This is a genomic window from uncultured Thermanaerothrix sp., from assembly GCF_938028735.1.
In the GTDB taxonomy this organism is placed as follows: domain Bacteria; phylum Chloroflexota; class Anaerolineae; order Anaerolineales; family Anaerolineaceae; genus Thermanaerothrix.
The window spans coordinates 1-6,009 of record NZ_CALIMF010000037.1 but is presented as its reverse complement, the minus strand read 5'-3'; the positions used below and the strand labels follow the sequence as shown (position 1 = coordinate 6,009).

The following is a 6,009-nucleotide window of genomic DNA, read 5'->3' as shown; positions in this document are numbered from 1 at the left end:
CACCCTTCCATCCAAGCGCTTCCAGGCCCCGAGGAGCGTCCTCACTCCTTTTTCTGGGGAAAGCCGCCCCACAAAGAGCGCATACCTGCCTTGACTAACACCCATCCCGGGGTCTGGGTCGACGAAATTGGGCTTCACCACCAGTTTCTCTGCGGGAAACCCTGCCCGGATAAACTTCTGCCGTGCAAATTCCGTAAGCACGACGTAGCGATCCACCAAGCCCCAGGTACCCCACGCCCTGTGCACTGCGAGCATCGTCGCCACCACGGCACTCGCAGTGCGGCTCGCCCCGTAGCAGCCATACACCAGCCCCCGCCATGGGAGGCGGCCCAAGCACTCTTCGCACACCCGACCCTGGCGGAAGAAAACGGCGTTAGCGCAAAGAAGGCGGTAGTTGTGAAGGGTCATTACCACCGGGATTCTCTCCGCCTTGGCCGCAGGAATCACGGCAGGAGACGCTAAAGGAAAAGTGTTGTGGATATGCACTACTTGGGGCCTACGTTCCCAACTCAGCGTCCGGAGCTCACGGTAAGCCGCTCTGTTCCACACGGTCATCGCTGCCTGCCGCGAGCGAGGCATGTGCTCCAAGTCCCGGTTGTGGAGCGTCAAGGCGATGACCTCGTGGCCCATCCGCTCAAGCAGGGCCTTCTCGGCCTCAAAGACGGCGTCCTCTCCGCCGGGTTGCTGGTAGTGAGTATGGACCAAGGTTATTTTCATAACCGCCGTTACGCTCTGTAGGTCGAACATCAGGAATATCCTATATCCTAAATGCAACTACTTCTTCTCGGCAAGGTATACGAACCTCCGGGCAAGGAATGGAGATTTGCTTAGCATCCTGTCGATAATTCGCAAGTAGGACGGAATTCCGTCCCTGCTGACAGGCCCCGCACCCCTCAGACAGACGGGTCTGAATCCGAAAAGCTGCGTGAGCTGAAGGAAACCCCTTGTGGTGACGGTGTGAATGTGCCCTACTGGTTTGTCTCCTCTCCTGGCGTAGAACGGATGGACTCCAACGAGGAATTTGCTGCTAACCTCAACATCTCTTGGTTGATAACGCATAAGAAGACATATTCTGTTATGCCAAGATGCCAAATTTGGAAGTGTGACACACATATATCCGCCTAGCTTCAAAACCCTGTAAATTTCCATAATGACGGAGTCAAAGATTGGAAAATAATCTAAAACACCAAAACAGGTAACCAAGTCAAAAAAAACCGTCAGGATATGGCAGCTTCTCCCTAGCAGCATCCAATTTATATACTACAACTCCTCGCCGACCTGCCTCTTTTACCGCGCTCTCGTCGATGTCAACTCCGTGAGCCTCAGCTAGCCCCAGGAAAGACTTTATCGTCAGAGCTATTCCTCCGAATCCGCAGCCGATGTCCAGAAGACGTCCGGGTGAACTCAACCTATTTTTCAGTGGCCTTAGTACGCTCAGAAGGGAACCGATGTGATGAGCCGTGTAGCTCCTCTCAAAGTCCTTGTCGGAAAGCAAGTTAGCAGGAGTTAGTAATTCACCCACAGCTTTCCCCCTCGTGATTTTGTTTTGGTTCGAATCTTCCGCTTAACTAATTGACCGTAGCCTAAAGTCCACTGCAAAAGGCCGAGGCGGCCGTAATGGAAGGTCTCTACGGCAACCGACCGGAGGTTTTGTAATCACTCCGAGACACCGAGACTAAGGACCCCTTCTCCCTCTGGGGTGTAGGCCTCTTCCTAAGATTTAGGCTCCAGCCCATCCCATTCCGGGCTCCTTCTACGGGGTGCCGTCCGGTGTACCTCTCCAGCCAAAGGACCATTGCCCATAGTCTCAAGGGGCGCCTTTCCACCCAAGCATTCCCGTGCTCTAGCGAGCGTCCATACTCCCTTTTCTGGGCAGAGGCGCCCTAGGAAGAGCACATACCCACCTTGCCCGAGACCCGTCCCAGGGTCCGAGGGAACGAAACTGCGCTTGACCACCAGTTTCCTAGAGAGAACCCCGCTCCGATATATTTCCGCCGTGCAACCTCCGCAGGCACGACGAAGCCGTCCAGCAGGCCCCATGTGCCCCATGCGCTATGCACGGTGAGGATCGTCGCTCCTGCCGCACTCGCAGCGCGGCTCCCCCCAAGCAGCTGTTGGCTGCCCCTACGGAAGGTGAGACCCAGACAGTCCTCATGAACTCGGTCTTGGCGGAAGAGAAGGGCGTTAATGCAAGGAGGGAGCCAGCTGTGAAGTATCACGACCGCAGAGATGCACTTTGCCCTGGCCGGATGAACCACCGGAGGAGATCACAAAGCAAAAGCGCTACGGATGCGCACCAAGTGGTTCTCGCCTGTCCCGATCGCTTCCCGCACGCGGCGGTACCCTGTGAAGTTCCGTACGCTAATCCGCGCTCGCCGTCACAGGCGAACGCCCTCCAGTCCCCGCTTGTGGAGGGTGAGCACCACCACTTCGTGCCCCCGCCGCCTGCGCAGGCCCGCCTCCGCCCCAAAGACCATGTCCTCACCGCCTGGCTGTCGGCAGCGGGCGTGAAACGCTACCACGCGCACGGTTTTCAGTCAATGGCGCCAGGTTATACCCCATTAGAAGGTAAAACGGAACCGCATTGAACGGCGTCTCGAAAAAATTCCCAAAAAAAGCCGATGCAAAAAGGCCTATCCACAGCGCTAACCCGAAGGGATTCCGGACTTGGATGGTTGCTCTGTAAATAGTATAACCAAGGGCAAACTGAAAGGCAAAGAAAAACATTGCCCCCAGCCAACCCCCGTAACTCAACGCATAAAAGAAAGCGTTGTGGGGCGTCCGATTCCCCTCGGGAAGAAAGGCCAACAAACGGTAAAGAGGATAGCCGTACCCAAGCCCAAGCAAAGCCGACATACTGTCGCGATGAACCTCAGTCCAGAGGGTCTGCCACATAGCTACCCGCCATCCCGTAATAGTACCAGCCAGGCTGTAGGCTTGCTCTCCAATCAGCTCCGCAGCTGCCTCGGCATTGAGCGGAGCGAGAACTCTTGCTGTTACACCCCGCAACGATATTTCTCCTCCCCTTAGCTGGGGTGCGGGAATGCGGAGCTCAAAGGTATACATCAAGAACAGTGTTAGGATTACCATCGTTCCAAAGAGTACAAAGCGTGATAGATCGCGACGCAGAGCGAGCCAAATCAAAAGCCCGAGGCCGAAGGCAAGCCACTCGCCGCGCACCTGAAGCCCAAGTAACACCAAAAGGTTTAGCAGTAGCAAAGGCCAAAACCACATCGGCCGAGGCTCTAGGCTCAAAAGACCTAACAAGGCCACTGCTGAACCGCCCGGCTGGCCGAACAAGGGAACGCTTGGTGCCCAAGGAAGGGACAGGTCAAGCCGATTCAGGACCAGAATATAGAGGCTGCCGTAAATGCCATTAATCCATGATAGCCATCGCAGCACGGACCGGAGGAGGGCGTCGTGGGCCTGCCCGATCCAGACGCCCCAAAAGATATGGAGCGGATAAATGTTGAATACCGAATTCTGGAGAACCACTATCGGTTCATGCCCGAGTATCAGCCATCCCCGCAAAGCTTGCAAGACTCCGTAAAAGAAAAAGAATACGAGAGCCCATGCCATGGCCACGAGACACCGGGGACCTCGACCTAAGAGCCAGCTGAGCCAGGGCCGCAACAACCGATCTGGCCTGGCGAAAATAAACGTCCCAAGAGCTACCTCACCGATGAACAACATCAGCGAAGGCACTCCTAAGTAGGCGAACGTGCGCCCCCAAAGGACATAACCCAAGACTAAAAAGGCCCACACCTTAGCCCAAAAACGCGCGCTCATAAAACGCTCTCCAAGCCTGGAGAAACGACTCCACGCTGTACCGCGCCACACTGTTCTGTGCACGAGCGCCCATCCGCTCTCGCTCCGCAGAGGGGAGTGCCAAGAAGCGTTGGATCCCTTTTAACACCCCTGTCGTGCAGTGCTCCACGATGAACCCAACCTCCCCGTCCCGCATGAACTCCTCTACCCCATGGACTGGCGTGACGATGAGAGGCAGTCCTGCCGCCGCGGCCTCCAAACTCACAAGTGGGAAACCCTCGTAAATGGAAGGAAAGATAAATGCATCGGCCCCCCAAAGGAATGGCCGTACATCTCGCTGCATCCCCCAAAAAGTTACCTGGCCGGCTAGGCCCATGGCCTGGACCCGAGCTTGCCAAGCCGCCACTAAGTCCGGCTCCCCTCCCACCACCCAGAGCTTAACCCTCGAATCAGCCAAAAGGCGGAGGGCATCCAGCACCAGGGCCAACCCTTTTCGATCAAAGTGACCCAAGGCAACAAACGCGAAAACAACGTCCTCCGCGCTTGCACCTCTTCCCCTGCGAAACCGCTCCCGATCAAAGCCAGCTGGCCGGGCCATGCGGCTAAGTTCCACATGATTGGAAATAACCGTCACCTTTCCATGAGTAAAAGGATAGGTCTCCTCTAGCTCCTGCTTCAGACCCCGGGAAGCCACGACGATGTGTCTAACCCGCCGGAACGTCCGGGGCTCAACCAGAGCATGCAACCAGTGGTCCAAGTACCTAAGCCAGGCCCTCAGTCCCTTCCCTCCTGACTGTTTCCAGTGATGGCGCAGATAAGCGCGATGGCAGAAATGGGTATAGGAGATGCTCCCAAAGCTCACATTGCTCTCAACCATTTGAATCAGCTCAAACCGCGTTCCTGTACTCAAACGATATAGCAAGTAAACAACAGGAGCTACTAAGTGATAAGCGATAAAAAGAAGCACTAACGGTCTTGTTGGCACAGGTATCCGCACAAAGCGAATACTCTCCGGGCAAGGGTTTTCAAACTCTACTGCAAATACAGTAAACTCATGTTCCTTACATAGCCCTTCAAGCATCCGAAGATGGCAGGAACCAACAGGATTGGTGGAAACAACTTCATAGTCAAAAATGGCTATGCGCATCTTCCACTTCTCCGAGGAAATCCCAGATTCGCCTCATCAGCGCCTTTAACCTCGAAGGACCCACAAATGTTTTAATGTAACGCGCTCGCAGGCGTTTTGGTAAAAGAACTGCACTCCAATAAGCGAAAATCCCGCATACCTTTTGCAAAGGGGTATACAGGTCATCTTTTAACGTTGCTGCACTTAGTTTAATTAGCATCCGCAATCCTTCCAATAAACCGCTGCTGGGTTCAACTACCGAAAGGAAGGTTTTTTGTTCTACGTAGTTTAGATTTTTATCGATTTCTAGTAATGGTAAACCAATCCTTTGAAGACGATTATTAACGCCTCTTATAATTTGCTCAATATTCCGGATGGTCATTCGAATGCTATCTGGGGATAGGTCAGCTCCACCGGTAAAATTGGCTCCATGCAACCGGTACAAACTTAATACCTTATCCACCGATTTCACCGTAGTTACAACTGCAGCAAGTGTAAATATATAACCATCGGCCACCGAACGAAAAAGACCCTCATCTAGGGGGAATAATAGGTTAGCTACTTCCCTGCGGAGACAGATAGCACTGGCTGGCATATACCGCCATCTCCCCCCCCGCTTATAAACCTTGGAGGCCAGGTACCCATGTTCCAAAGGGGTAAATATAGGAATAACTACCCCAGGCTTCTTGTCGATGCCATAGACAATTTGCATCCTGTGTGTAACGAAACCAGGCAATGGAGGTGAGTTGAATGCCTCGACAACAGTCTCAAATTTAGTAGGAAGAAAAACATCATCAGCATCAAGAAGACAAATAATAGACCCCCTGCTTTCTCTATAGGCAATATTTAGTGCCGACGCCATACCACCGTTCTCCTTTTGAATCAACTTTATCCGCGAATCTTTATCTTGGTACCTCTTCACTACTTCGCACGAGTTGTCTGTAGAGCCATCATCACAGATAATTAGTTCCCACTGCTGATAGGTCTGCCGAAGGACACTTTCAATCGCCTCTCCAATGTATCTTCCGTAGTTGTAGTTCGGCATAAGAACGGAAACTAACGGCTCATCTGCAAGCCGTCCAAGAGGCATCGGTTTTAGTTTTTCCAGCTTGTGC

Annotated in this window: 6 protein-coding genes; all 6 read right to left on the bottom strand. The window is 53.5% G+C overall.

Going from position 1 to position 6,009, the window contains the following annotated elements; genetic code table 11:
• A partial coding sequence (locus tag Q0721_RS12290; RefSeq protein WP_299030491.1) for a glycosyltransferase occupies positions 1-747 on the bottom strand: 747 nt, incomplete at its 3' end.
• A gap of 27 nt (positions 748-774) precedes the next feature.
• Positions 775-1,248, bottom strand: a complete 474-nt coding sequence (locus Q0721_RS12405; RefSeq protein WP_366519222.1) for a methyltransferase domain-containing protein — start codon at positions 1,246-1,248, stop codon at positions 775-777.
• Positions 1,205-1,522, bottom strand: coding sequence for a class I SAM-dependent methyltransferase (locus Q0721_RS12285; protein WP_299030488.1), 318 nt, complete (start codon positions 1,520-1,522; stop codon positions 1,205-1,207). Before Q0721_RS12285 ends, Q0721_RS12405 begins: the two co-directional genes overlap by 44 nt.
• 959 nt (positions 1,523-2,481) lie before the next feature.
• On the bottom strand, positions 2,482-3,789 hold the full coding sequence (locus Q0721_RS12280) for an O-antigen ligase family protein (RefSeq protein ID WP_299030485.1): 1,308 nt from the start codon (positions 3,787-3,789) through the stop codon (positions 2,482-2,484).
• On the bottom strand, positions 3,767-4,915 hold the full coding sequence (locus tag Q0721_RS12275) for a glycosyltransferase family 4 protein (protein ID WP_299030482.1): 1,149 nt from the start codon (positions 4,913-4,915) through the stop codon (positions 3,767-3,769). Before Q0721_RS12275 ends, Q0721_RS12280 begins: the two co-directional genes overlap by 23 nt.
• On the bottom strand, positions 4,896-6,009 hold a 1,114-nt coding region (locus Q0721_RS12270), incomplete at its 5' end, for a glycosyltransferase (protein WP_299030479.1). The genes Q0721_RS12275 and Q0721_RS12270, both read right to left, overlap by 20 nt.

Coding starts and splice junctions, on each gene's coding strand:
- Q0721_RS12280 (WP_299030485.1), bottom strand. CDS start 3,789: ATGAGCGCGCGTTTTTGGGCTAAGGTGTGGGCCTTTTTAGTCTTGGGT.
- Q0721_RS12275 (WP_299030482.1), bottom strand. CDS start 4,915: ATGCGCATAGCCATTTTTGACTATGAAGTTGTTTCCACCAATCCTGTT.
- Q0721_RS12405 (WP_366519222.1), bottom strand. CDS start 1,248: ATGCTGCTAGGGAGAAGCTGCCATATCCTGACGGTTTTTTTTGACTTG.